This window comes from Aquitalea magnusonii (genome assembly GCF_002217795.2).
GTDB lineage: Bacteria > Pseudomonadota > Gammaproteobacteria > Burkholderiales > Chromobacteriaceae > Aquitalea > Aquitalea magnusonii_B.
Window position 1 is genome coordinate 2,144,985 of the sequence record NZ_AP018823.1, and the last position, 25,325, is coordinate 2,170,309.

At 61.3% G+C, this 25,325-nt stretch carries 24 protein-coding genes and 1 pseudogene; 6 read left to right on the plus strand and 19 right to left on the minus strand.

Annotated features, from left to right (window positions below):
- Window positions 1–64: 64 nt before the first annotated feature.
- Complete coding sequence (acnB, locus tag DLM_RS10210) at window positions 65–2,659, minus strand: bifunctional aconitate hydratase 2/2-methylisocitrate dehydratase (protein ID WP_089083177.1); 2,595 nt, start codon at window positions 2,657–2,659, stop codon at window positions 65–67.
- Between the two features lie 180 nt (window positions 2,660–2,839).
- On the opposite strand from acnB, the gene gcvA reads away from it, so the two are divergent.
- Window positions 2,840–3,784, plus strand: a complete 945-nt coding sequence (gcvA, locus tag DLM_RS10215; protein WP_089083176.1) for a transcriptional regulator GcvA — start codon at window positions 2,840–2,842, stop codon at window positions 3,782–3,784.
- A 15-nt stretch (window positions 3,785–3,799) separates the two neighbouring features.
- On the opposite strand, the gene DLM_RS10220 is transcribed toward gcvA, so the two are convergent.
- Window positions 3,800–4,564 (minus strand): substrate-binding periplasmic protein, encoded by a 765-nt coding sequence (locus tag DLM_RS10220; RefSeq protein ID WP_231960146.1) that lies wholly within the window; start codon window positions 4,562–4,564, stop codon window positions 3,800–3,802.
- A 145-nt stretch (window positions 4,565–4,709) separates the two neighbouring features.
- Here DLM_RS10220 and DLM_RS10225 point away from each other — a divergent pair, with 145 nt between their 5' ends.
- On the plus strand, window positions 4,710–5,714 hold the full coding sequence (locus tag DLM_RS10225) for a class 1 fructose-bisphosphatase (protein WP_089083175.1): 1,005 nt from the start codon (window positions 4,710–4,712) through the stop codon (window positions 5,712–5,714).
- 107 nt (window positions 5,715–5,821) lie between these two features.
- Entirely contained in the window at window positions 5,822–6,619 is a 798-nt protein-coding gene (locus DLM_RS10230) for a response regulator (protein WP_089083174.1), read from the plus strand.
- Window position 6,620: 1 nt separating this feature from the next.
- Here DLM_RS10230 and DLM_RS10235 read toward each other — a convergent pair whose 3' ends face one another.
- From DLM_RS10235 to ssuE, 16 genes and pseudogenes are all read right to left on the minus strand, one after another.
- Window positions 6,621–7,457: a hypothetical protein gene (locus DLM_RS10235; RefSeq protein ID WP_089083173.1), complete on the minus strand. Its 837-nt coding sequence runs from the start codon at window positions 7,455–7,457 to the stop codon at window positions 6,621–6,623.
- Between the two features lie 83 nt (window positions 7,458–7,540).
- Complete coding sequence (locus DLM_RS10240) at window positions 7,541–7,975, minus strand: GNAT family N-acetyltransferase (protein ID WP_089083172.1); 435 nt, start codon at window positions 7,973–7,975, stop codon at window positions 7,541–7,543.
- Between the two features lie 306 nt (window positions 7,976–8,281).
- Entirely contained in the window at window positions 8,282–10,102 is a 1,821-nt protein-coding gene (locus DLM_RS10245; protein WP_089083171.1) for a family 2A encapsulin nanocompartment cargo protein cysteine desulfurase, read from the minus strand.
- On the minus strand, window positions 10,077–11,009 hold the full coding sequence (locus tag DLM_RS10250; protein WP_089083170.1) for a family 2A encapsulin nanocompartment shell protein: 933 nt from the start codon (window positions 11,007–11,009) through the stop codon (window positions 10,077–10,079). The genes DLM_RS10245 and DLM_RS10250 overlap by 26 nt, the downstream gene beginning before the upstream one ends.
- A 142-nt stretch (window positions 11,010–11,151) precedes the next feature.
- Complete coding sequence (gene epsC / locus DLM_RS10255; protein WP_089083169.1) at window positions 11,152–12,096, minus strand: serine O-acetyltransferase EpsC; 945 nt, start codon at window positions 12,094–12,096, stop codon at window positions 11,152–11,154.
- A gap of 40 nt (window positions 12,097–12,136) precedes the next feature.
- On the minus strand, window positions 12,137–12,682 hold the full coding sequence (locus tag DLM_RS10260; RefSeq protein ID WP_089083168.1) for a rhodanese-like domain-containing protein: 546 nt from the start codon (window positions 12,680–12,682) through the stop codon (window positions 12,137–12,139).
- A gap of 272 nt (window positions 12,683–12,954) precedes the next feature.
- Window positions 12,955–13,743, minus strand: coding sequence for a MetQ/NlpA family ABC transporter substrate-binding protein (locus DLM_RS10265; RefSeq protein WP_089083167.1), 789 nt, complete (start codon window positions 13,741–13,743; stop codon window positions 12,955–12,957).
- Window positions 13,744–13,850: 107 nt separating this feature from the next.
- On the minus strand, window positions 13,851–14,528 hold the full coding sequence (locus tag DLM_RS10270) for a methionine ABC transporter permease (protein WP_045844950.1): 678 nt from the start codon (window positions 14,526–14,528) through the stop codon (window positions 13,851–13,853).
- Entirely contained in the window at window positions 14,525–14,782 is a 258-nt protein-coding gene (locus DLM_RS24020; RefSeq protein ID WP_420000715.1) for an NIL domain-containing protein, read from the minus strand. Before DLM_RS24020 ends, DLM_RS10270 begins: the two co-directional genes overlap by 4 nt.
- Window positions 14,783–14,806: 24 nt before the next feature.
- Window positions 14,807–15,538 (minus strand): annotated as a pseudogene (locus DLM_RS10275) (methionine ABC transporter ATP-binding protein); the annotation flags it as partial.
- 225 nt (window positions 15,539–15,763) lie between these two features.
- On the minus strand, window positions 15,764–15,982 hold the full coding sequence (locus DLM_RS10280) for a TOBE domain-containing protein (RefSeq protein ID WP_045844948.1): 219 nt from the start codon (window positions 15,980–15,982) through the stop codon (window positions 15,764–15,766).
- A gap of 23 nt (window positions 15,983–16,005) precedes the next feature.
- Window positions 16,006–16,800, minus strand: a complete 795-nt coding sequence (locus DLM_RS10285) for an ATP-binding cassette domain-containing protein (RefSeq protein ID WP_089083165.1) — start codon at window positions 16,798–16,800, stop codon at window positions 16,006–16,008.
- A 7-nt stretch (window positions 16,801–16,807) separates the two neighbouring features.
- Complete coding sequence (ssuC, locus tag DLM_RS10290; protein ID WP_197715552.1) at window positions 16,808–17,599, minus strand: aliphatic sulfonate ABC transporter permease SsuC; 792 nt, start codon at window positions 17,597–17,599, stop codon at window positions 16,808–16,810.
- Window positions 17,600–17,610: 11 nt separating this feature from the next.
- Window positions 17,611–18,750, minus strand: coding sequence for an FMNH2-dependent alkanesulfonate monooxygenase (gene ssuD, locus DLM_RS10295; protein WP_231960147.1), 1,140 nt, complete (start codon window positions 18,748–18,750; stop codon window positions 17,611–17,613).
- Window positions 18,751–18,793: 43 nt separating this feature from the next.
- Window positions 18,794–19,729: a sulfonate ABC transporter substrate-binding protein gene (locus tag DLM_RS10300; RefSeq protein ID WP_089083162.1), complete on the minus strand. Its 936-nt coding sequence runs from the start codon at window positions 19,727–19,729 to the stop codon at window positions 18,794–18,796.
- Window positions 19,730–19,742: 13 nt separating this feature from the next.
- Window positions 19,743–20,333: an NADPH-dependent FMN reductase gene (gene ssuE, locus DLM_RS10305; protein WP_089083161.1), complete on the minus strand. Its 591-nt coding sequence runs from the start codon at window positions 20,331–20,333 to the stop codon at window positions 19,743–19,745.
- 23 nt (window positions 20,334–20,356) lie between these two features.
- On the opposite strand from ssuE, the gene DLM_RS23030 reads away from it, so the two are divergent.
- Together DLM_RS23030 and DLM_RS10310 are read left to right on the plus strand one after the other, a co-directional pair.
- A complete protein-coding gene (locus DLM_RS23030) occupies window positions 20,357–20,725 on the plus strand; it encodes a hypothetical protein (RefSeq protein ID WP_145985827.1) in 369 nt (122 codons plus the stop codon).
- Window positions 20,722–21,498: an isochorismatase family protein gene (locus DLM_RS10310; RefSeq protein WP_089083520.1), complete on the plus strand. Its 777-nt coding sequence runs from the start codon at window positions 20,722–20,724 to the stop codon at window positions 21,496–21,498. The genes DLM_RS23030 and DLM_RS10310 overlap by 4 nt, the downstream gene beginning before the upstream one ends.
- A 117-nt stretch (window positions 21,499–21,615) precedes the next feature.
- On the opposite strand, the gene DLM_RS10315 is transcribed toward DLM_RS10310, so the two are convergent.
- Entirely contained in the window at window positions 21,616–23,013 is a 1,398-nt protein-coding gene (locus DLM_RS10315) for an amino acid permease (RefSeq protein WP_089083160.1), read from the minus strand.
- Window positions 23,014–23,543: 530 nt separating this feature from the next.
- On the opposite strand from DLM_RS10315, the gene DLM_RS10320 reads away from it, so the two are divergent.
- On the plus strand, window positions 23,544–25,325 hold the full coding sequence (locus tag DLM_RS10320) for a PAS domain S-box protein (protein WP_089083159.1): 1,782 nt from the start codon (window positions 23,544–23,546) through the stop codon (window positions 25,323–25,325).

The following is a 25,325-nucleotide window of genomic DNA, read 5'->3' on the forward strand; positions in this document are numbered from 1 at the left end:
GCTACTTGCAGCGGAAACAAAAAAACCCCGCACCAGGCGGGGTTCTTGGCGATCACGGCCAGAATCAGTTCACTGTCACGGTGGCAGCGATATCCTGATAGTCCTTGATCTGGTCAAAGTTCAGGTACTTGTAAACCTCGGCACCCTTCTCGTTGATGATGCCGATATTGGCCTTGTACTCTTCCACGGTCGGAATCTTGCCCAGCTTGGAGCAGATGGCGGCCAGTTCTGCCGAACCCAGGAACACATTGGTGTTCTTGCCCAGACGGTTGGGGAAGTTACGGGTGGAAGTGGACATCACGGTAGCACCTTCACGCACCTGTGCCTGGTTACCCATGCACAGCGAGCAGCCCGGCATTTCGGTGCGGGCACCGGCCATGCCGAACACGCCGTAGTGGCCTTCGTCGGTCAACTGCTGCGCATCCATCTTGGTCGGCGGGGCCAGCCACAGTTTTACCGGCAGGTCGCGCTTGCCTTCCAGCAGCTTGGAAGCGGCACGGAAGTGACCGATGTTGGTCATGCAGGAACCGATGAACACTTCGTCGATCGGGGTGCCGGCCACTTCGGACATGAACTTCACGTCGTCCGGGTCGTTCGGGCAGGCCACGATAGGCTCTTTCACGTCGGCCAGGTCGATTTCAATCACGGCTGCGTATTCGGCGTCGGCATCGGCCTTCAGCAGTTCGCCATTGGCAATCCACTCTTCCATCTTCTTGATGCGGCGCTCCAGCGTGCGGGCATCAGCGTAGCCGTCGGCAATCATGGTCTTCATCAGGGTGATGTTGGAGCGCATGTATTCGACGATGGGTTCCTTGTTCAGATGCACGGTGCAACCGGCAGCGGAACGTTCGGCAGAAGCGTCGGACAGTTCGAATGCCTGTTCCACCTTCAGGTTGGGCAGACCTTCGATTTCCAGAACGCGACCGGAGAAGATGTTCTTCTTGCCAGCCTTGGCCACAGTCAGCAGACCTTGCTTGATGGCGTACAGCGGGATGGCATTCACCAGGTCACGCAGGGTGACGCCCGGTTGCAGTTCGCCCTTGAAGCGCACCAGAACGGATTCCGGCATGTCCAGCGGCATTACGCCGGTAGCCGCGGCAAAAGCCACCAGACCGGAACCGGCCGGGAAGGAAATGCCAATCGGGAAACGGGTGTGGGAGTCACCACCGGTACCCACGGTATCCGGCAGCAGCAGACGGTTCAGCCAACTGTGGATCACGCCATCGCCCGGACGCAGCGCAACGCCGCCACGGGTGGAGATGAAGGCCGGCAGTTCCTTGTGCATCTTCACGTCCACCGGCTTCGGATAAGCGGCGGTGTGGCAGAAGGACTGCATCACCAGATCGGCGGAGAAGCCCAGACAGGCCAGGTCTTTCAGCTCGTCGCGGGTCATCGGGCCAGTGGTGTCTTGCGAACCCACGGTGGTCATCTTCGGTTCGCAGTAGGTGCCCGGACGCACGCCCTGACCTTCCGGCAGACCACAGGCGCGGCCAACCATCTTCTGTGCCAGCGAGAAGCCCTTGCCGGAATTGGCCGGGTCTTTGGGCAGACGGAATACGGTGGACGGAGCCAGACCCAGTGCTTCGCGCGCCTTGGAAGTCAGGCCACGACCGATGATCAGGTTGATACGGCCACCGGCACGCACTTCATCCAGCAGCACGTCGGACTTCAGCTGGAAGTTGGCAACGGTGGCACCGTTCTTTTCGATCTTGCCGTCGTACGGGTAGATGTCGATCACATCGCCCATTTCCAGCGCGGACACGTCCACTTCGATCGGCAGCGAGCCGGAGTCTTCCTGGGTGTTGAAGAAGATAGGTGCAATCTTGCCGCCCAGGGTGACGCCGCCAAAGCGCTTGTTCGGCACGAACGGGATGTCCTGGCCGGTCGCCCATACCACCGAGTTGGTGGCGGACTTGCGGGAAGAACCGGTGCCCACCACGTCGCCCACATAGGCAACCAGATGGCCTTTTTTCTTCAGGTCTTCAATGAACTGCATCGGACCGCGCTTGCCATCTTCTTCCGGCACGAAGGCAGCACCCGGACGGGTGTTCTTCAGCATGGCCAGGTAGTGCAGCGGGATGTCCGGGCGGCTCCAGGCGTCCGGTGCCGGCGACAGATCGTCGGTATTGGTTTCGCCCGGCACCTTGAATACGGTAACGGTGATTTTCTTTTCCACTTCCGGACGGCTGGTGAACCATTCGGCATCGGCCCAGCTTTGCAGCACGCCCTTGGCATTGGCGTTGCCGCCTTCAGCCAGCACTTGCACGTCGTGGAAGAAGTCGAATACCAGCAGGGTTTTCTTCAGGCCTTCGGCGGCGATGGCACCCACTTCGGCGTCAGCCAGCAGGTCGATCAGCGGCTTGACGTTGTAGCCACCCAGCATGGTGCCCAACAGTTCGGTGGCCTTGGCACGGGAAACCAGCGGCGAAGCCACGCTGCCTTCGGCCACGGCGGCCAGGAAGGATGCCTTGACCTTGGCCGCATCATCCACGCCCGGCGGTACGCGGAAGGTGATCAGCTCGACCAGCAGATCTTCCTCGCCCTTGGGCGGGTTTTTCAGGAGTTCGACCAGTTGTTCGGTTTGCTTGGCGTTCAGCGGCAGGGGCGGAATGCCCAGTGCAGCGCGCTCTGCAACATGCTGACGGTAGGCTTCGAGCATAGCTTGGGACCTTTTTGCTTGGGTTGTTTGCAATGAGTCAGCCGCCAGCGCGGGATCAACTGGCGGCAACCGTCCGGGGAGATTTCCTTCTACCCCGTTTTGATTGCTGGAAGATTACGCCCTCTGCATGCCAGTTACAAACGAGTAATCGAAACATCGTCTGTGAGTTATACTCACACCATGAGTACTTACCCCCCTCTTAATGCGCTGCGGATATTCGAGGCCGCAGCAAGGCTGGAAAGCTTTTCCTCGGCAGCCGACGAGCTGTTCGTTACCCACGGTGCTGTGAGCAAGCAGATCAAGCAGCTAGAAGAATGGCTGGGTGTGCGTCTGTTCGAGCGCGCTGGCGGACGGGTGAAGCTGACCGACACCGGCTGGCGCTACCTGATCCAGGTGCAGGACGGGCTGGACCTGATCGCCAATGCCACTTCGCAATTGCTGCAGCCGGACAACCAGCGCCGGCTGACCATCAACTCCACCCCCACCATGGCCATGCACTGGCTGATGCCGCGCCTGCATGTATTTCGCGAAAGCTACCCGGATGTGGAACTGCATCTGGTGACATCCGACCGCGACATCAGCCGGCTGGACAGCCCGTTTGACATTGCCATCCGTCGCGGCCCCGGCGACTGGCCGGGCCATATTGCCAAGCCTTTCCTGGAAGAGTGCGAACTGCCCTTGTGTTCGCCGGCGCTGCTCAAGCGCTTTCCGATTGAAAGCCCGGCAGACCTGGCCCAGCACACCCTGCTGTATGCCGACACCCGTCCCACCGCCTGGCAGCGCTGGCTCACCCTGGCTGGCGTACCCGAGCTGAAACCGGCCTGCGGCTTGCATTTCGACCGTTTCTCGCTCGCCTTGCAAGCAGCGCTGGATGGCCTGGGCGTGGCACTGGGGCCATTACCGATGGCGCAGGCGCTGGTGGATTCCGGCCATCTGGTGGCGCCGCTTTCCAGCCCGGTGGTGCCGGTGCGGGATTATTGCTGGATCGTGCCGCGCACGGCATCGGGCGATTCCACCGTGGCCTCCTTCTGTCGCTGGCTGGAGCAGGAAGCCGGCCAGATGCGGCCCTTCCCCGCTGCCGGGCTGAATGCCAACATGATTGCCCACGCCTTCCCGGCGGACTGACCCGCCTGCCTGCATTCAAGGTGCGGGCGGCAGACCAAGCTGCCGCACTTCCAGCGGTGCAATCTCGTGCGGCAGCCATTTGTTGTAGATACGGCGGAAGGTGCCATCTTTCTTGATGGCTGCCAGACCCTCATACCAGCGGCGGATGATCTTGCCGGAGGTGCCGCGCGAGAAAGCCAGGTAGAGATCCAGCGACTCCAGCACCCGCACCACCTCCACGGCATCGGCAGGCTGCCGGATATCCTTGAGCACCGCAGCCACAACAAAGCTCCCCTCCGACCACAAGTCATAACGGCCACCCAGCAGTTTCTGGGCGGCAACCTGCGGCGTCGGGGCCAGATCGACCTCGACAAAACCGGCCGCCACTGCGGCATCGGCAAAAATACTGCCCCGGTAAGCCCCCACCGGACGACTGAAAATGCCGCTTCCCAAGGCCAGCAAACCAGCCGCCTCTCCCTTGCGGCACAGCAGCACGGTCTGCGACACCGCCACCGGGCCGACCAATGTCATGATTTTTTCACGCGCATCGCTGCGCCCCACGGTAAACAGCATCACATTGGCCGTGGTTTCCAGTTCGCGGTAGCCACGCACCCAGGGCACGACATCAATACTGCTGTTGTCATGGATGCGCGCCTGGATCTCCCTGACCACTTCCACCGCCATGCCATCGGCAATGCCGTTGCGCTGGAAGGTGATGGGAGGCCAGTCCTCGGTATAAATGCTCAGCGCCATGGCACCGGGCAGCCAGAGCAAAACAATCAGCGCCAGAAGTATCCGCATGGCAAGCCTCTCGACCGAATCATCGTTTATTGATAGCTGTTAGCGCATGACGATGCAGGCATATTCGTTATAATGACCGCCTGACATTGATTCGCTGTGCCAGAACCAGACCCGTTTTGCACATCCACCGCACGCAAGGAATGACATGAGCCGCATCACCCTTTCCCGCTTCCTGATCGAACAACAGCGCAAGGCCGGCACCTTGCCGCCAGAGCTGCGACTGCTGATCGAAACCGTTGGCCGCGCCTGCAAGGCCATCAGCTACTCCGTCAACAAGGGTGCGCTGGCAGGCATTCTGGGCGAAGCCGGTACCGGCAACATCCAGGGCGAGGCGCAAAAGAAGCTGGATGTGATCGCCAATGATTTCCTGCTGGATGCCAACGAATGGGGTGGCAGCCTGGCCGCCATGGCATCGGAAGAAATGGAACTGCCCTACCACATTCCGGGCGAATACCCGAAGGGCGAATACCTGCTGATGTTCGATCCGCTGGATGGCTCGTCCAATATCGACGTCAATATTTCGGTCGGCACCATCTTCTCCATCCTGCGCTGCCCGGAAGGCATCGACCACCCCACCCAGGAAGCCTTCCTGCAGCCGGGTACCAAACAGGTTGCCGCCGGTTATACCGTTTACGGCCCGCAAACCATGCTGGTGCTGACCTTTGGCAGCGGCGTGCATGGCTTTACGCTGGACCGCGAACACGGCTCCTTCGTGCTGACCCACTCCGACATGCAAGTACCGGAAAGCACGCAGGAATTTGCCATCAACATGTCCAATATGCGCCACTGGGAAGCCCCGGTAAAGCGCTATGTAGACGAAATGCTGGCCGGCAAGACCGGCCCGCTGGGCAAGGACTACAATATGCGCTGGGTGGCCTCCATGGTGGCTGAAGTACACCGCATCATCACCCGCGGCGGCATCTTCATGTACCCGAAGGATGCCCGCGATCCGGACAAGGCCGGCAAGCTGCGCATCATGTACGAAGGCAACCCGATGGCCTTCATCATCGAACAGGCCGGCGGCGCAGCCACCAACGGCTACCAGCGCATCCTGGAGATTCAACCACAAGGCCTGCATGAACGCATTGCGGTGTTCCTGGGTTCCAAAGAAGAAGTGGAACGCATCACCCGCTACCATCAGGAGCAATAAACCGGACCAACCCTGCCGCCCGCGGCAGGGTTTTTTCATTGACCGGGCTGACAGCGCAGACAATCAGCCTATAGTGGAATATAGCCTCACAGAAAACGGATACTCGTATGCTGTCTACCCAACACCTGATTGTCGCGCTGGCGGAAAGCTCGTCGGTGCAAGCGCAGATCATCCGTCAGGCGCTGTCCGAGCTTGGCATCTCGCGCATGGAAGTATTCGAAACCGGGGAAGCCCTGCTGGATTACATCGGCAAATACAAGCCGGACGTGGTGATGAGCGCCTTCCACCTGCCGGACATGACCGCCGGCCAGATGATTTTCCAGATGCGCGGCCATCCGGAATTGCGTGACCTGCCCTTCATCCTGGTTTCCAGCGAAACCAATCCGGAATTGATCGACCCCATGCGCCAGGCCGGGCTGATGGGCATTCTGCCCAAGCCCTTCGATCTGTCCCAGCTGCGCAAGGTCATCAACGACACCATGGATTTTCTGGCAGTCAACCAGAACGACACCGACAGCGATATCGACTATGCCGACCTGAACATCCTGGTGGTGGATGACAGCGTGATGGCTCGCCGCCATATCCGCACCGTGCTGGAACGGCTGGGCTTCGAGAAGATCACCGAATCATGGAGCGGCAAGGATGCCGTGCCGCTGATCGACAAGACCCTGTTCGACCTGGTGCTGACAGACTACAACATGCCGCTGATGGATGGCTGTGAGCTGGCCAGCTACATCCGCACCAGCAGCATGCAAAGCTCGGTACCCATCATCATGATTTCCAGCGAGGAAAACATGGAAAAACTGGCGGCAGCCGAAGCTGCCGGGGTATCGGCCATCATGGGCAAACCGTTCGAAACCTCGGCGGTGCGTCAGATTCTGCGCACCCAGCTGGCACAACGCTGAATCAGCGCGGCATCACCCACACCAGGCGGGAGCCGCCCTGTGCGTCGCTCAGCGCCTGGCGTCGCCAGTAGCCCTGATTGGCATACCCCGTGCCTGCCTCGGCCACCCCTGCCATGCGGCAATAGCTGACTTCCTGAAAACCGGCCTGCAGCAACTGGCTGCGGCCCTTCTTGCGTGACTTGGCGCAAGTGGGATGACTGGCCAGCGCCACCGCGTCTGCCGGGGCGGCCTCCTCCCAGCCGCGCAGCATTTCCAGCTTGGGCTGGGTCATGACGGCCAGCCCGCCCAACACCGTGCTCAACAGCGCATGCCATTCTGCCGCCACTGTCGCCATTGGCGCGGCCAGCTCGCCGGGGTAGTTCACCAGCAAGGCCAGGCTGTGTTCGGCATCCGCCAGCCAGTCGCTGCCCGTGGCCGAAAAATCCGCATGGACCAGCAACAGGGCAACGGCATTGCTGGCCGGCAGATGCATGACAAAAGCACCGCCCAGCGCAGCGGCATGCAGATAGAAGGCTTCAGCCGGCAGGGTGAGCCGATCCGGCATATTGCCGGGCAAACGGGTGTGCGCCAGCGCCAGCATCAGCTTGTCATCCAGATGTGCCATGAGCCGGCCATGCCGGCAAAACTGACCATAGGCATCGGCCAGCCGCTGCTCGATGGCAATACGGGCCGTGGCAGCCGGATACACCTGGGCTGCGCGTTCCAGTTCGCGCGCCACCAGCGCCATGCCTTCCTGTTGAACCGCTTCGGCTTGCACCGCCTGGGTGTAGAGTTGCCCGACACGTCTGGCCCATGGCCGCGTGGCGGCATAGCGTTGCACAGCGTAGTTCATTTCCATGACAGCCCTCGGACAAGAAAAAAGGGCCGCATTGTAAGCGCAAGCGGGCCTTTGCCGCCAGTCAGGCGCCAACGGTTTGCGCTTCAGGCCTGGCTGTTAGCGCTGGAAATGAAGGAATAGCGGCAGATATCCTCGCGCCGCTGCCAGCCCTGGTTTTCCCAGAAACTCTGCGCCGCCGTATTGCTGCGGAAGACATCAAGATGGGTCTTGGCAATGCCCTGGCGTGCCAGTTCGGCAATGCAGGCATCCACCAGACGACGCGCCAGCCCCTGCCGCCGATAGGCCGGCAGCACCAGTAAATGCTGCAGATAGCCGCGACGGCCATCGTGGCCGGACATCACACAGCCCACGATCTGGCCGTCGCACTCGGCAACAAAACTCAGGCCGGGGTTGCGCGCCAGATAACGCGCGGTGGCTGCTGCGGAATCCGCATCGCGGATGGAAATACCAGGTGTTTGCTGCATCAGTTGCAGCACGGTGGGGTAATCATCCAGCGTCATCAAACGTATGACAGGCATGACAGTCCTTTCCTTGAGGCACACGCATCATGTTATGCCCGAAGGCTGCAGTCAGAAAAGCCCGCTGCATTTGCCAAGCAATAGGGCCGGTGCAAATGCACCGGCCCTCAGGCTGCTGACAAAGTGAGTTGCTGCGATTGCACCGGCCCCGGCAAAACCGGGCCTGTCGATGAAGCGACTGATTGCGCAGCCGCCCCATCCATTCCCTATCCCCCGCCCTTACACTGCCCATTGCAGCAGCGAGCCTCGCTTTCTGTTCAGAACGCGAGCGGGGTTTGGGGCCAGCCAGCAGCCGGTGACACCGCCTTAATGCCGCCGTGCCAGACGCTGCAATACCGCTACCAGGGTATCGACTTCCTCGCAGGTGTTATAGAAAGCCAGCGAAGGCCGCACCGTGGCTTCCAGCCCGAAGCGCCGCAGAATCGGTTGGGCGCAGTGGTGGCCGGAGCGCACTGCAATGCCTTCCTGATTCAGCGCCTTGCCCACTTCCTCGGTGCGATAGCCCGGCAACACAAAGGACAGCACGCTGGCCTTGTTGGCTGCCGTGCCGACCAGGCGCAAACCCGGCACCGACTGCAGGCCGTGGGTGGCGTATACCAGCAGGTCGTGCTCGTAATGGGCAATGGCTTCCAGCCCGATACGCTCGACATAGTCGATGGCTGCGCCCAGGCCCACCGCGTCCGCGATATTGCCGGTACCCGCCTCGAACTTGTTGGGTGCCGGCTGATACAGCGTTTTCTCGAAGGTGACATCGGCAATCATATTGCCACCCCCTTGCCACGGCGGCATGCTGTCCAGCAATTCCTTCTTGCCGTACACCACGCCAATGCCGGTGGGTGCAAACACCTTGTGCCCGGAGAACACAAAGAAGTCTGCATCCAGCGCCTGCACGTTCACCCGCATGTGCGACACCGATTGCGCGCCGTCCACCAGCACCCGCGCCCCGGCGGCATGCGCCAGCGCCACGATTTCCTGCACCGGTGTCACCGTGCCCAGCGCATTGGATACCTGGGTGATGGCCACCAGTCTGGTGCGGCTGTTCAGCAGCTTGCGGTATTCGTCCAGCAGGATCTGCCCGCTGTCATCCACCGGAATCACCCGGATTTTGGCGCCGCTGGCGGCTGCCAGCATCTGCCAGGGCACGATGTTGGCGTGGTGTTCCAACTGCGACACCACGATTTCATCGCCCGCGCCGATATTCTGGCGCCCCCAGGTATTGGCCACCAGATTGATGGCCTCGGTGGCACCGCGCACGAAAATCACCTGATCCGGGCTGGGAGAGCCGATGAAACGGGCCACCTTGTTACGGGCCGCTTCGTAGGCATCCGTTGCCCGCGCCGCCAGCTCATGCGCGGCGCGGTGGATGTTGGAGTTTTCGTGCTGGTAGAAATAGGCCAGCCGGTCGATCACCGCTTGCGGCTTGTGCGTGGTGGCGGCGTTATCCAGCCAGATCAAGGGCTTGCCATTGACCCGTTCGGCCAGGATGGGGAAGTCACGTCGCACAGCGTTTACATCAAAGCCATGGCCGCGACTGGCCACCTTGCGGTCGAAATCCGGCGCCTTGCCATGCTGCGGCCACTCCTCGACAAAGTAATAGCCATGGCTATTGCCCTGTGCGGGTGTTGCCACCACCGGCTGGCGGCTGTCACCGGCCAGCAGGGCGCGCAACTCATCCGCCCCCGGCAGGCCGAAAGACTGCGCCGTAACCCGGTCATCCACCGGCAAACTGCTGGACGATGCCGGGTAAGCCGAGGATTCGCCGATAAAGTAATACGGCGAGGACGGCACGGCGGCACCGGCAGCAGACGGGGCGGAAGGCTGGGCGGCGGCCAGTTGCGGAATGGCCGCACCATAGCCCTCCGGCACGGCATAAGCATGCGGACCACCACGGCCAAAGCCATCCAGCGCCGCCGGTTCCGGCGTGTGCGCGGCGGCAGCGGCCGGTTGTGGCGACAACTGCGGACCGGCCACATCCAGATTCAGCCCATTGGACGCCGCTGGCGCACTGCCCGGCACCTGACCCGGCAAGGCGCTGAAGAAGGCATTGGCCAGATTCGCCAACTGGGCGACATCCGGCAGGCCGTCTGGCAGGCCGGAAGGCTTACTTGTAGGTATCTGGGTAGTCATGGTACTTGCCAATCTCCACGTCTTCGAGCACGGCCAGCGCATCTTCGGTCAGCACGGCCAGCGAGCAATACAGCGAAATCAGGTAGGACGCGATGGCGTTGCGGTTGATGCCCATGAAGCGCACCGACAGGCCCGGACTCTGTTCGCCCGCCACACCCGGCTGGTACAGGCCGATCACGCCCTGACGCTTTTCACCCACGCGCAGCAGCAGGATCTTGGTCTTGCCGTTTTCGTCGATAGGCAGCTTGTCCGACGGGATGATGGGCACACCGCGCCAGGTGATGAACTGCGAACCGAACAGGCTCACGGTCGGCGGCGGTACGCCACGGCGGGTGCATTCACGACCGAAGGCGGCAATGGCCAGCGGGTGGGCCAGGAAGAAGCCCGGCTCTTTCCATACCTTGGTCAACAGCTCGTCCAGATCGTCCGGGGTCGGTGCGCCGGTCAGGGTGGAGATGCGCTGGGTTTCGTCCACATTGGCCAGCAAGCCGTATTCCGGGTTGTTGATCAGCTCGGATTCCTGACGCTCCTTGATGGTTTCAATGGTCAGGCGCAGCTGTTCCTTGATCTGGTCGTGCGGACTGCTGTACAGGTCGGACACGCGGGTGTGTACGTCCAGCACGGTGGTGACCGCATTGAGGAACAATTCGCGCGGCTGTTCTTCGTAATCGACAAAGGTTTGCGGCAGTTCGGATTCGTCGCGCTGCGAGCAGGCCACCTGCACACCAGCGGCGTTTTTCACCCGGTTCAGACGGAAAATGCCCGCTTCTACCGGCGACCATTGCAGCAGATGCACCAGCCAGCGCGGGCTGATGGTGGACAACTGCGGTACGGTTTTGGTGGCATTGGCTAGCTGGCGCGCGGCGTTGTCGCCCAGTGCCTGTTTGACGTCCTGATGTTGAGACATGTCTGCTCCATAAGGGATGGTGGAAGAAACAAAACTGCAGGCAACACAGCCCCCTTGCCGGCGGCCTGCAGGCAAAGCTCCGCCCTGCCCGCTGCCCATGCAGCGGGATCAGGTGGTCAATCAGTGATTGGTAGTGGTGCGGTTAAGGTGAGGCGGCTTGCAGGCTGGCCTGGCTAATCTGACTGCCTGGCGGCACGCTGCGGGTGAGCCAGACATTGCCGCCGATGCTGGAGCCACGCCCGATGGTGATGCGCCCCAGCACAGTGGCCCCGGCATAAATCACCACATCGTCTTCCACGATGGGGTGGCGCGGCTGGCCCTTGAGCAGGCTGCCATCCTCGCCCTGTTCGAAGCGTTTAGCCCCCAGGGTGACGGCCTGATACAGCCGCACCCGCTCACCGATGACGGCGGTTTCGCCGATCACCACGCCGGTGCCGTGATCGATGAAGAAGCCGGCACCGATCTGCGCGCCGGGGTGAATGTCGATACCGGTTTCACCATGGGCGATTTCGGCAATGATGCGCGCCACCAGCGGCAGGCCGGCGCGATACAGCAAGTGCGCCAGACGGTGATGCAGGATGGCGTTGATGCCGGGATAGCACAGCAGCACTTCATCCACACTGCGCGCTGCCGGATCGCCTTGCCAGGCGGCGGTGATGTCGGCATCCAGCAGGCGGCGCTGATCGGGCAAGGCGGCGGCAAACTGCTGAACAATGGCCACCGACTGTGCCTCGATATCCTCTGCCGACAAACCGTTCAAGCGCGCGCTATAGCGCAGCTCCAGCACTACTTGCTCGGCCAGCGCATCCAGCGCCACCGCCAGGCTGTGGCCGACAAAAAAGTCCTCGCTGCTGTCACGCAGCCCCGGCGGACCCAGCCGCATCGGAAACAGCGCCGCTGCCAGCGTGGCCACGATGTCACGCAAGGCGGTACGGGACGGAAACTCGCGGGTGGAAAAATCCCGCAAACGGCCCTGGCTTTGCCGCCAGTCGGCACGCGCCGCATGCAGGGCGCTGACTACGCTGTCCAGATGCCAGTCGTGTACCACCGGCTGGGCAGGACCAAAGGGGCGGACCAGATCATTCATCGCTGCACTCGCTCTATCGTCAGTCGGGCCGGGCCGGGTTTCAGTCTTGCTGCCAAGGCAGGTTCCAGTAGCGCCAGCCACCCACGTCACCACGCTGGTTCTGGCTGTCCAGATCGCCTTCAAACCCTTCCAGCACGTTGTACACCTGGGTAAAGCCAGCCTTGGCCGCTGCCTCGGCGGCGGCGGCGGAACGCTTGCCGCTGCGGCACAGCAGCACCACGATGCTGTCCTTGCCACCGGTCTTGTTTTCCAGCTCGCGCAGGAAGCGCGGATTCTTGATCAGCGCCGTGCCGGTCTGCCAGGCCACATGCAGTGAGCCTGGCACCTGGCCGACGAATTTGCGCTCCTCGGCGGTACGCACATCCACCAGCGTGGCGACACCGGCTTCCACCAGCGACCAGGCTTCCAGCGGGTAGAGCGCGCCGGTATAGGCAAGGCCGCTGTCCGCGGCACGCAGGCGGGCGATTTCCAGCAGCTCTTCGCTGGCACTGACTGCGTCGGTGGCGCTGAGGTGATGGCCGCTAGGTCCGGCCTGGTTGGTATTCGGGGTGGTGCTGGAGGTGGTGTTGGTCTGCAGTTGCGTCATATTGGTCTCCCTGGCTGATGCCATCTGGCTTGCAGACCAATATACGCGGCAGTGCGCCGCCGACTAAGCAAGAAAAACTGCAGTGATTATGAAGAAAATAGATAACCATGCCGTTATTATGGCATTTTCTGGCATAACAAAAAGAATCGTCGCTTTCTCAGCAGACAAGTGCTTACCGAACAAGGGAAAGTGCGTGATGGATGCTTTGAAAATACAAAACGGGATGGCGTTTGCCATCCCGTTTTCAGTCAGCAGTGCGTATCAAGTCCGGATCAGAACGCCGGAATCACTGCGCCCTGGTACTTGGTTTCGATGAACTTCTTGGCTTCCGGGCTGTTCAGCGCAGCAGCCAGTTTCTTGATGGCGGCGCTGTTCTTGTTGTCCGGACGGGCTACCAGCAGGTTGGCATACGGCGAGGTGGTTTCGGTGAACAGGCCATCCTTCTTCGGGTTCAGCTTGGCTTCCAGCGCGTAGTTGGCGTTGATCAGCGCAACGTCCACCTGATTCAGCACGCGCGGCAGGGTAGCGGCTTCCAGTTCCTTGATCTTGATGTTCTTCGGGTTGGACACGATGTCCTTGGTGGTCGGGTAGATGTTCTTGCGATCCTTCAGCTTGATCACACCGCCCTGATCCAGCAGCAGCAGTGCGCGGCCGGCATTGGTCGGGTCATTCGGGATGGCCACGGTAGCGCCTTGCGGCAGGTCGGCCACTTTCTTGTACTTGCTGGAGTAAGCGGCAAACGGCTCGATGTGTACCGGCTTGGAAGCCACCACCAGATGGGTGCCACGGTCCTTGTTGAACTTGTCCAGATACGGAATGTGCTGGAAGAAGTTGGCATCCAGCTGCTTTTCTTCTACCTGGGTGTTAGGCAGCACGTAGTCGTTGAACACCTTTACTTGCAGATCCACACCTTGCTTGGCCAGGGTGGGCTTCAGGGCTTCGAGGATTTCAGCATGCGGCACCGGCGAGGCAGCCACGGTCAGCTTTACATTTTCGGCGTGGACGGCCAGGGCGGCCACGCTCAGGCTCAGGGCAGCAAACAGCTTGGAAACGCGTTTCATCGTTTTTTTCTCCAGATCAATGGGCAAAGGGGCTCCATGCAGCCGGTCAAGTCCGGCTGCACAGGGATTCACAACAAAGGGAATGCAGTAATGTGCTGGCGGCTGACTCAGCCGAAGCGACAGCGGCGCACCAGGGCGTCGCCCGCGGTTTGCAGGGCTTGTACCAGCACCAGCAGCAGGGCCACGGTGACGATCATCACCTCGGTCTGGAAGCGCTGATAGCCGTAGCGGATGGCCAGATCGCCCAGCCCGCCGCCGCCAATCACCCCGGACATGGCGGTGTAACCCACCAACGCCACGGCGGTGACGGTAGCCGCGCCGATCAGACCGGGCATGGCCTCGGGCAGCAGCACCTTGAACACGATCTGCGGCAGTTTGGCCCCCATGGACTGGCTGGCTTCAATCACGCCGCGGTCGATTTCGCGCAGCACGTTTTCCACCAGGCGGCCAAAGAAGGGAATGGCCCCCACCACCAGCGGCACGATGGCACCGGCCACGCCGATGGAGGTACCCACCAGCAGCAGGGTGAGCGGAATCAGCACAATCAGCAAAATGACAAACGGCAGCGAACGCAGCACGTTCACCAGGAAAGACAGCACCGCATACAGGCGCGGGCGGGCACGTAGCTGGCCCGGTGCGCTGATGTACAGCAGCACGCCCAGCGGCAGGCCGAACACGATGGTAAACAGCAGGGACACACCCAACATGGTCAGGGTATCCAGCGTGGCGGTGCCGATTTCCGGCCAGTCCACCGTCAACAACAGGCTTGGGTCGAATCCGCTCATGCCAGCACCTCGCAACGTACACCCTCGCGGGCAAAAATCTCCGGCAGGGCCGGCAGTTCCACATCAGACGCCACCACGCCCACTAGCAACTGGCCGCAAGGCGTGTCACGGATTTCGCTCAAGGTGCCACTGAGCAGGTTGACGCGCAGGCCGGTCGCACGGCCCACCTTGTCCAGCACCGGGCTGAGCGTGGGCTCGCCAACAAAGGTGAGCTTGAGCAGCGGCACGCCAATGCGCGCACGCCAGGCGTCCACCCGTTCGCCCTGGCCGAAACCGGTTTCGGCCAGCAGGCTGCGGGTGACCGCATGCTGCGGCTGCAGGAACACATCCAGCACACTGCCCTTTTCCACCACCTTGCCGTGATCCATTACCGACACGTGGTCGCACAGTTGGCGAATCACGCGCATGTCGTGGGTAATCAGCACGATGGTGAGATTGAGCTGGCGGTTGATGTCGGCCAGCAGGGCCAGAATGGAATCGGTGGTTTCCGGGTCCAGCGCCGAGGTGGCTTCGTCACACAGCAGCAGGTCCGGGTGATTGGCCAGCGCACGGGCAATACCCACGCGCTGCTTTTGCCCGCCGGACAATTGCGACGGACGTTTTTCCTTGTGATCGGCCAGGCCCACCAGTTGCAACAGCTCGTCCACGCGGGCGTCCATTTGTGCCGGGGTCAGGGTACCGGCCAGCTCCAGCGGGAAGCGCACATTGCCGCCCACGGTGCGCGAACGCAGCAGATTGAAATGCTGGAACACCATACCGATGCGCTGGCGGCGCAGTTGCAACTCGGCTTCCGGCAAGGCGGTGAGTTCCTGCTCGCCCAGTGTCACCGTGCCGCTATCCGGACGTTCCAACAGGTTGAGACAACGAATCAGGGTACTTTTACCGGCCCCCGAGCGGCCGATGATGCCGTAGATTTCACCGGCGGCCACTTGCAGGCTGACATCGTCCAGCGCAGCGATGCGGCGGCCTTCATGGCTGAAATGTTTGCTGAGATTGCGTACTTCTATCATACCGTCTGCGTTCTATCCCCTGCCCTGATCAGGCAGAAAGCGGGTGAGCGACGGGGGATAACCCGTCAGGAGTGGCAAGTCTAGCGATAGTTGCTGCAAACCAAAAATAATAAAAATTTTGTTGTATATCGTTTTGGAGAATATTGGATACAGAAGACTGCATCCCTCCAACGCCGCTTGCCAGCCGCACCCGCGCGGCCGGCAAGCGGCAGTCGTCAGCGGCGCTCAAGCCAGCGTGGCGATGGATACTTCAGTGGATTTGACGAAGGCCACCACCGGCGAGCCCACTTTGAGCTGCAGTTCGCGCACCGAACGGGTGGTGATCACCGAGGTGACAATGCCGGAGGCGGTTTCCACGTCCACTTCGGACAATACCGGTCCTTCGATGATTTCCTTGATCACGCCCTTGAACTGGTTGCGCACATTAATGGATTGAATGCTCATGCTCTGCTTTCTATGTAATGGTGTTACAAGGCCCAGTGCAGCTGCGAGAAATGCAGCGCCGCGAGCGGTGTTTCATTGATTAACGGTGCATTGAAGGAAGGCCCTTGCAGCACGCGCTGCAGGATGTGCTGTTCCAGCGCCACAAAGCGGCTATCTGCCGGGTTGCGGCTGCGCGGCAGCTCCACCGGCAAATCCAGCGCCACCCGGCCCTCTTCCAGCAACACCACGCGGTCGGCCAGGGTCACGGCTTCGCTGACATCATGGGTCACCAGCACCGTGGTGCAGCCATGCTGCTGCCACAGCCGCTCGATCAGGCCCTGCATTTCCAGCCGGGTGAGCGCATCCAGCGCGCCCAGCGGTTCGTCCAGCAACAGCAGCGAGGGCTGATGCACCAGCGCCCGCGCCAGGGCCACCCGCTGGCGCTGGCCGCCGGACAGCCGGGCCGGCCATTCCCCTGCCCGGTCAAGCAGCCCTACTTCGGCCAAGGCCTGCTCGGCTTCGCCGCGGCGGCTGGCCGGCAAGCCCAGCGCCACATTGTCCAGCACGCTTTTCCACGGCAGCAGGCGGGCTTCCTGAAACATCACCCGCACGCTTTGTCCTGCCGGCTGTTGCAACAGGCCGCCATCAGGCTGATCCAGCCCGGCCAACAGGCGCAGCAAGGTGCTCTTGCCGCAACCGGAGCGGCCCACTATGGCCAGGAACTGACCTTGCGGAATCAGCAGATTGAGTTGGTCCAGCACCACGCGATCGCCAAAACGCCGGCTCAGATCCTGCAGATGGATGGGGCTGGCGCTGTTGAGATCATCCAGTTTCATCATGTTCTCCTCAGGCGGCCTTGAAGTAGGACGGATGCCAGCGCAGCCAGCGTTTTTCCAGCGTCCGGGCGGCCACATCCACCACCTTGCCCAGCGCGGCATACAGCAGGATGGACAGCACCACGATGTCGGTTTGCAGGAATTCGCGCGCATTGGCGGCCAGGTAGCCAATACCGCTGGTGGCCGACAGGGTTTCCGCCACGATCAGGATGATCCAGGCAATGCCCAGTGCGTAGCGGATGCCCACCAGGATGGACGGCAAGGCACCGGGCAACACCACCTGGCGGAACAGCGCATTACCACTGAGGCCATAGCTGCGCGCCATTTCCAGCAACTGCGGGTCCAGCGAGCGGATGCCGTGATAAGTGTTGAGGTAGACCGGAAACAGTACGGCAAAGGCCACCAGAAACACCTTGGCCGATTCGTCGATGCCAAACCACAGAATCACCAGCGGCAGGATGGCCAGCGGCGGGATATTACGCAGCATCTGCAAGGTGGTATCAAACAGCGCCTCGCCCAGACGCGACACCCCGGTAAGCAGGCCCAGCGACAGGCCAAGCCCGGCACCGATGACAAAACCGGCAGCCACCCGGCCAAAGCTGACCGCCAGATGACGGAACAGGTCGCCACTGATCAGCAGTTGCCAGAAGGCCACTACCACTTCGCTGGGGGCAGGCAGCACGCGGTGATTGAGCCAGCCGGCCACCGAGGCCAGTTGCCAGAACGCCAGCAGCAGAATGGGCACCAGCCAGGGCAGCAGGCGCTGCCACAGGCCTTGCGCCAATGCATGTGAACGTGACATGGCCATGCTCCTCAGGAAGCCGCCGCCTGGCGGGTTTCATTGGGCAATAGCTGGTTGGCCATCACCTCGCCTGCCGGTTGCTGGCCGATGCTGGGCTTGAGACGATCCGGCAGATGCGGGAACAGCAGCTCGGCCACGCGGTAGGCTTCGTCCAGATGCGGATAACCGGAGAACACGAAGGTTTCGATGCCCAGCTCGGCGTATTCCTGCATGCGGCGCGCCACGGTGGGGCCATCGCCCACCAGCGCCGTGCCTGCGCCGCCGCGCACCAGGCCGATGCCGGCCCACAGATTGGGTGAGATTTCCAGCTTGTCGCGGCTGCCGCCATGCAGCGCAGCCATGCGGCGCTGGCCTTCGGAATCGGCCCGTGCCAGGGTTTTCTGCGCATTGGCGATGGTGGCGTCATCCAGACGGCTGATCAGCCGCTCGGCTGCGGCCCAGGCTTCTGCATTGGTTTCGCGCACGATGATGTGCAGGCGGATGCCAAAGCGCACCGTGCGGCCCAGCTTGGCGGCGCGCGCCCGCACATCGGCAATCTTCTTGGCCACTTCCGCTGGCGGTTCGCCCCAACTGAGGTAGACATCCACATGTTCGGCCGCCAGATCATGCGCGGCATCGGAAGAGCCACCGAAATACAGCGGCGGATACGGCTTGCTCACTGGCGGATACAGCAACTGCGCATCGCTCACCTTGATGTGCTTGCCATCCAGATTCACCTTGTCACCGGCCAGTACGCCCTTCCAGATGTGCAGGAATTCGCTGGCAGCTTCGTAGCGTTCGTCATGACTCAGCCAGCTACCATCACCGGCCAGTTCCACCGGGTCGCCCCCGGCCACCACATTCACCAGCAGGCGGCCTTGCGACAGGCGGTCAAAGCTGGAAGCCATGCGTGCCGCCACCGTGGGCGACATGATGCCGGGGCGCACCGCCACCAGGAATTTCAGCTTGCGCGTGGCCGGAATCAGCGTGGCGGCAGTCACCCACGGGTCTTCGCATGAACGCCCGGTGGGAATCAGCGCACCATCAAAACCCAGGCTGTCTGCCGCGCGGGCAATCTGGGTGAGGTAGTCCAGGTCCACGGTGCGCGCCCCTTCCGGGCTGCCCAGATAACGTCCGTCACCATGGGTAGGGAAAAACCAGAAAATCTGCATGTCCATTATTCCTGTCTTGTTCTTGACTTGATCTTGTCGGGGCTCAGGGCTTCCACACCGCGTCTTGCACCTTGATGGCCTTGGGAATCAGGCCCAGCGCGTGGAAGGTGTCGGCCACCTGTTGTTGTTGCTGAACGGTTTTGGCATTGACATAGCTGACGCTGTAGTCCGGATGACGCGCCAACATGGCGGCATAGGTTTCCGCTTCCAGCCCGGTGTAGCCGGACAGGGTTTTGGCCACTTGCTGCACATTGCCGCGCAGTTGTTTGTTGTTGTCGGTCAGCGCTTTGAACACGATGGCAATCACCTTGGGGTTGGCCTGGGCAAAGTCGCGCGCCGCCAGATAGAAGGTGTTGTTGGCGCTCAGGCCCTTGCCGCTGGACAGCACCCGCACACCACCGGCGCGGCTGGCCGCGGCGTAGTACGGGTCCCAGATACTCCAGGCGTCCACGCTGCCGCGCTCGAAGGCGGCGCGCGCCTCGGACGGCGTCAGATAAACCGGGGTGATGTCGCTGTACTGCAAGCCGGCTTTTTTCAGTGCCGCCACCGTCAGGTAGTGCGCGCTGGAGCCCTTGGTAAAGGCCACCCGCTTGCCCTTGAGGTCAGCCAGCTTCTTGATGGTCGAACCGGCCGGCACCAGGATGGCGGAGGATTCCGGCTTGGAAGGCTCCTGGCCGATATACACGATATTGGCCCCGGCAGCCTGGGCGAACACCGGCGGGGAATCACCGGTCATGCCGATGCTGACACTGCCGGCATTCATGGCTTCCAGAATCGGCGGCCCGGCCTGGAACTCATACCATTTCACCGTCACGCCCAGCGGGGCTAGCTGTTTTTCCAGCGTGCCTTGTGCTTTGAGCGAAACCAGATTGATGGCGCTTTTCTGGTAGCCCACGTTCAGGTCCAGCGCCTGGGCCGCCAGCGACCAACCGGCCAGCACGGCCAGGCCCAGTGTTTTTTTCAGAATTGATGCAGTCATGGTGTATCCGGATTTACAGGCTGATCAGCCGGGAAATGAAATCGTTGGCATAGCGCAGCGCATGCGGGGCCGGGGCGTTCACCCCCAGCAGGGCGGCAAACTCATGCACGGCGGTTTGCAGGCGCTGTTCCAGCTCCTCGGCCAGTTCGGCCTCGCCGTTGGCATTGGCGCCGATTTGCGACTCCACCGCATACACGCCCTGATGGATGGCGCTGGCCTTGAGCGCCGCCAGTACCGGCTTGATGGAGTAATCCACCGCCAGCAAATGGCCGGGGCTGCCGCCGCTTACCAGTGGCAATACCGGCTTGCCGGCCAGGCCGCCTTCGGGAATCAGGTCCAGCAGCACCTTGAGTGCGCCGGCATAGGCCGCCTTGTACACCGGGGTGGCAATGATCAGGCCGCTGGCCGCGCCAACCCGCTGCTGGAAGTCCTGGATTTGCGGGTGAGAAAACTGGCCGTACAACAGTGCATCGGCCGGAAAGTCGTGAATGCTGATGGTTTGCAGCTCGATATCCAGTGCGGCCAGCGCAACACGGCTGCGATCAATCAGACGCGCAGTGCGCGAGGTTTTACTGGGGCTGCCGAGAATGGCGAGAACGGTCATGGGTGGGTTTTCCGCAGTGCGTCATGGCAATGGACAGCACCTTAGCAGAGCCGCTTTATATCCATAAGCAAGAAAAAATGATCTTGTTATCAAGAAAAATGCTTATGGAAAAAGCGGATATGCATAGCAAAAAAGCTCCGCCACGCACGGCAAAGCACGCCGCCCCGATAAAACAGCAGTGCAGCACGCTCCGGGAAAACCGCGCCAGCTTGCCGCCGCAAGCTGCCAAACCGCACTGCCGGGCCACCGCCGACTTGCTCAATAGCAGCGCGTGCGGGCAAGGATGCAGAATTTGCCTGCCAGCCAAACCCTGGCGCGGGATGGCTCTGACTACCCAAATGACCCGGCTGCTTGCAAAATGGCGGCCTGTCATCCGGAAACCATCACCATGAGCCAGCATCTCCTGATCATCGATCCGCAAAACGACTTTTGCGACCTGCCCACCGCAGCCCTGCCGGTAACGGGGGCCTGCCGCGACATGGCGCGGCTTGCCAAGCTGATTGAGCAGCATGGCCCGGCACTGGATGCCATCACCGTCACCCTGGACAGCCACCACCGCTACGACATCGCTCACCCGGCTTTCTGGCGCGGCCCGGCGGGCGAGCAGCCGCTGCTCTGCCCCATCACCCTGGCCGATGTGGATGCCGGACGCTGGTTGCCCGCCGACCCGGCCCTGCTGCCTGCCGTGCGCCACTACCTGCAGCACTGCGCGCTGTTTGTCTGGCCGCCGCATTGCCTGACTGGCAGTTGGGGACACAATATTCACGACGGACTGAACCAGGCACTGCAGCAATGGGAATGCCAGCGTCTGCGGACGGTGCAGTACCTGTTCAAGGGCCTGAACCCGCTGACCGAGCATTTCTCGGCCTTCGAGGCCGATCTGCCGCTGGCGGATGACCCGGCCACCCGCTTCCAGCCGCAGCAGGTGGCCGCGCTGGTGGCGGCACAGCGGGTTATCGTGGCCGGCGAGGCGCTGTCGCACTGCGTAGCCAGCTCGGTACGCAGCCTGCTGCGCCACCTGGGGACAGACTTTGCCCGCAAGCTGGTGCTGCTGTCTGACTGCAGCAGCCCGGTGCCGGGATTCGAGGCACAGGCGGCAGACTTTGTCGCGGAAATCCGCCAGTTTGGTGCGCAGATAAGCCCCAGCACCGCCCTCTTCGCCTAAGCACGACTCAAAACCCTGCGGCGGCGCGCCAAACGCCAGGCCAGCAAAAAGGGCCTGCCCGCAGGCACGCCCTTTGCATGGATATTAACCGCGTGCCGTTGCACGCCGCTGCCTCACTCAGTCGCGCTCCACCGCAGCCAGTGCCGGCTGATGGTGGCGACCCAGATTGAACATCTTGTACACCAAGGACACCGCCAACAAGAGCCCACTGCCGACAAACAGCGATACGCGGGTATCCGGATTCACCAGCATGCCAAACAGCACGCACACCAGGAAGGCAATGGTCAGCCAGTTGGTGAAGGGAAACAGGATGGACTTGAAGGGATGGCTGGCCATCTTGTCGCTATGCGCCAGACGGAAACGGGCCTGACATACCAGCACCACAAACCAGGGCACCATGCCCGGCAGCACACTGGCACTGTACACATACACGAACACGCGTTCCGGATTGGGGATGATGTAGTTGAGCGCCGAACCCAGGCCGATGCAGGCAATGGTCACCCAGATGGCGTTGACCGGCACCCCGCCCTTGGACACCTTGGCCAGGAAAGACGGCAACTGCTTGTTCTGTGCCAGGGTGTACAGCATGCGGCCACAGCTATAGATACCGCTATTGCAACCGGACAGCGCCGCGGTCAGCACCACGAAATTGATGACACCGGCTGCGGCGGCAATGCCCACCTTGGCAAAGGTCAGCACGAAGGGGCTGCCGCTGCTGCCAATCTGGTTCCACGGATAAATGGCCACGATGACAAAGATGGCACCCACATAGAAAATCAGGATGCGCCAGATGATGTTGTTGATGGCGCGCTTGAGGGTGACTTGAGGGTCCTTGGCTTCACCGGCGGTAATGCCCACCAGTTCCACCCCCTGATAAGCCGCCACCACCAGGCACAAGGCAAACAGGAAGCCCTGCCAGCCACCGGCAAAGAAGCCGCTGTGCGCGGTGAGGTTGGCAAAACCCACCGCCGGCATGTCGGCACCGCCCACCAGGATCAGCTTCATGCCCACCAGAATCATCACCACGATGGTGGAAATCTTGATCAGGCCGAACCAGAACTCGAACTCGCCGTACAGGCGCACCGCCAGCAGGTTGGACGCTGCCAGAATGGCGACAAAGGCAATGGCCGGCACCCACTGTGGCACGCTGGGGAACCAGTACTGCACATACACACCTGCGGCGGTAATTTCCGAAATACCCACCGCAATCCACATCAGCCAGTAAGCCCAGGCGGTGAGATAGCCCCAGTAGGGGCTGAGGTATTTGTAAGCGTAATGGGCAAAGGAACCGGCCACCGGTTCGGTATGCAGCATTTCACCCATGGTGCGCATGATGAAGAAAATAAAGACCCCGGCAATGGCATACGCCAGCAAGACCGAAGGGCCCGTCCATTTCAGCGTGCTGGCCGAGCCCATGAACAGACCGACACCGATTGTCCCACCCAGGGCAATCAGTTCGATATGTCGTGCCTCAAGCCCGCGCTGCAGCTTTTTGTCACCTTGATTTTCTGACACGATTTATTTCCCGTTGGTTTCACATGTTTATAGCGATAATCAAATACCAGCCCGATTCTGCCAAGGGCATTCTTGATCATCTTTGATCTGACTACGCATCCATGCTAACCACTTCATTCCATGCACGCAATGCAAGCCATGTCGTTGAAAACAATGGGAAACAACCCATTCGAAAACCCGAACACACCCACCGCACGATATTCGCAAAACCGAATGCCTGCAGGTTTTTCATTTAATTAAAAAACCATTTTCATTCAAAAAAAGTCGCAAAATCATAAAAACAATTCACGCCGCCAAATAAAAAAAATCTTGCCGGCTGATTTGATATTTCGACAAGCATACAACTGAGCGCAATTTACATTGCAGCGCACAACACGCCGCGCCCTCCTGCCCGGCACAGCCGCCACCTCCCCCGCCAGGCATCTGCCAGATGACATTGCACAAGCAAGTAAAGCAATACTTTCAATACGTATTTTCATTACCCATAATGGATAATCAGTCGTCCCCTCATCACAAGGTGGAACAGGCGCATGGAAAAACTGCTCGCAGACCTGCTACAAGCCTCCCCCATCGGCATTGCCGTGCTGGACAGCGAGCTGCGCTATGTTCATATCAACCAGCAACTGGCCAGCTCTAACGGCCTGCCTCCCGCCGCCCACATTGGCCGCACCCCGCGCGACGTGCTGCCGGAAGCCGGCCCCGGCCTGGAAGCACTGATGCACAAGGTGATGGCCAGCCGCGTGGCCGAGTGCAATTTCGAAGCCTGTGCCGAAATACCGCCTGGCAGCGGACACTTTACCTACTGGACTGCCAGCTACCACCCGCGTTTTGACAGGCAGGGCCAGCCCTGCGGCATTATCGCCATGGTGGAAGACATCACCCTGAAGAAAAAGGCCGAGCAAGCCATCCGCGCCAGTAACGATCGCATCCGCAAGGTGCTGGACGCCCTGTTCACCTTTGTCAGCGTGCTCAGCAACGATGGCACTTTGCAGGAAGCCAACCGGGCCCCGCTGGAGCAGGCCGGGCTGGAGCTGTCCCAGGTGCAGGGCAAGCTGTTCTGGGAATGTTACTGGTGGAACCACGACCCGGCAGTACAAGCCGAACTGCAGCAAGCGGTGGCGCAGGCAGCCCGCGGCCAGACCGTGCGCTACGACGTAGTGGTGCGCATGAAGAACGACAGCCGCATGACCATAGACTTCATGCTCAGGCCCTTGTGGGATGAAGACGGACAGATCAGCAACCTGATTGCCTCCGGCATCGATATCACCGCCCGCAAGCAAAACGAGCTGGCCTTGCAGATCAGCGAAACCTATTTCCGCGAAGTGGTGGAATCCACGCCGGACGGCCTGATGATGGTGGACCAGAGCGGCACCATCCGCCTGATCAACACCCGCATGGAACAACTGTTTGGCTACAGCCGGCGCGAACTGGTGGGCGAAAAGCTGGACCATCTGCTGCCGGCGGATTTCCGCAGCCAGCATGCTCACAACCTCAGCAGCTTCTTCCGCCAGCCGCAGGCACGCGGCATGGCCAACCGCAAGCCCCTGTTTGCCCGCCACCGCGATGGCACGGCGTTTCCCTGTGAAATCGGCCTCAATCCCATGCATGTGGGCGGCGAACTGCTGACCCTGGCCTGTATTTCCGATGTTTCGGAACGCTATTACGCCAAGCTGGACCTGGAAAAGGCCCTGCAAGAAAAAACCGTGCTGCTCGGCGAGGTACACCACCGGGTGAAGAACAATCTGCAGGTGATTTCCAGCCTGCTTAACCTGCAGGCCAGAACCGCCACCCCGGAGGTGAACAAGGCCTTGCTGGACAGCCAGAACCACGTGCGCTCGATGGCGCTGATCCACCAGTTGCTGTACGAGCGCAATGATTTCTCGCGCATCCCGATGTCGGTCTATATCGAAAGGCTCAGCCACCTGCTGCGCGATGTCAGCACCGGCTATGGCAACCACATTGTCTTCCTGTTCCAACGGGATGGACCGGAAGCCTACCTGGAGCTGCACAACAGCATTCCCTTCGGGCTGATCCTGAATGAAATCGTGGTGAATGCCTGCAAGCACGCCTTCCTACCCGGCCAGCCGGGCCGGCTGGAAATCCTGATGCACACGGCCGAGCAGGTGCAACTGCAAATCCGTGACAACGGCAAGGGCTGCCCCGACGGGGTGACACTGGGCAATGCGGCCACCCTGGGCTTCCAGCTACTGCCCATGCTGACCGAACAACTGAAAGCCACGTTGACGCTGGAAACGGCACCAGGCCAGGGCTGCTGCTTCACCCTGACCATTCCAGACCTTATCCGGGAGTAG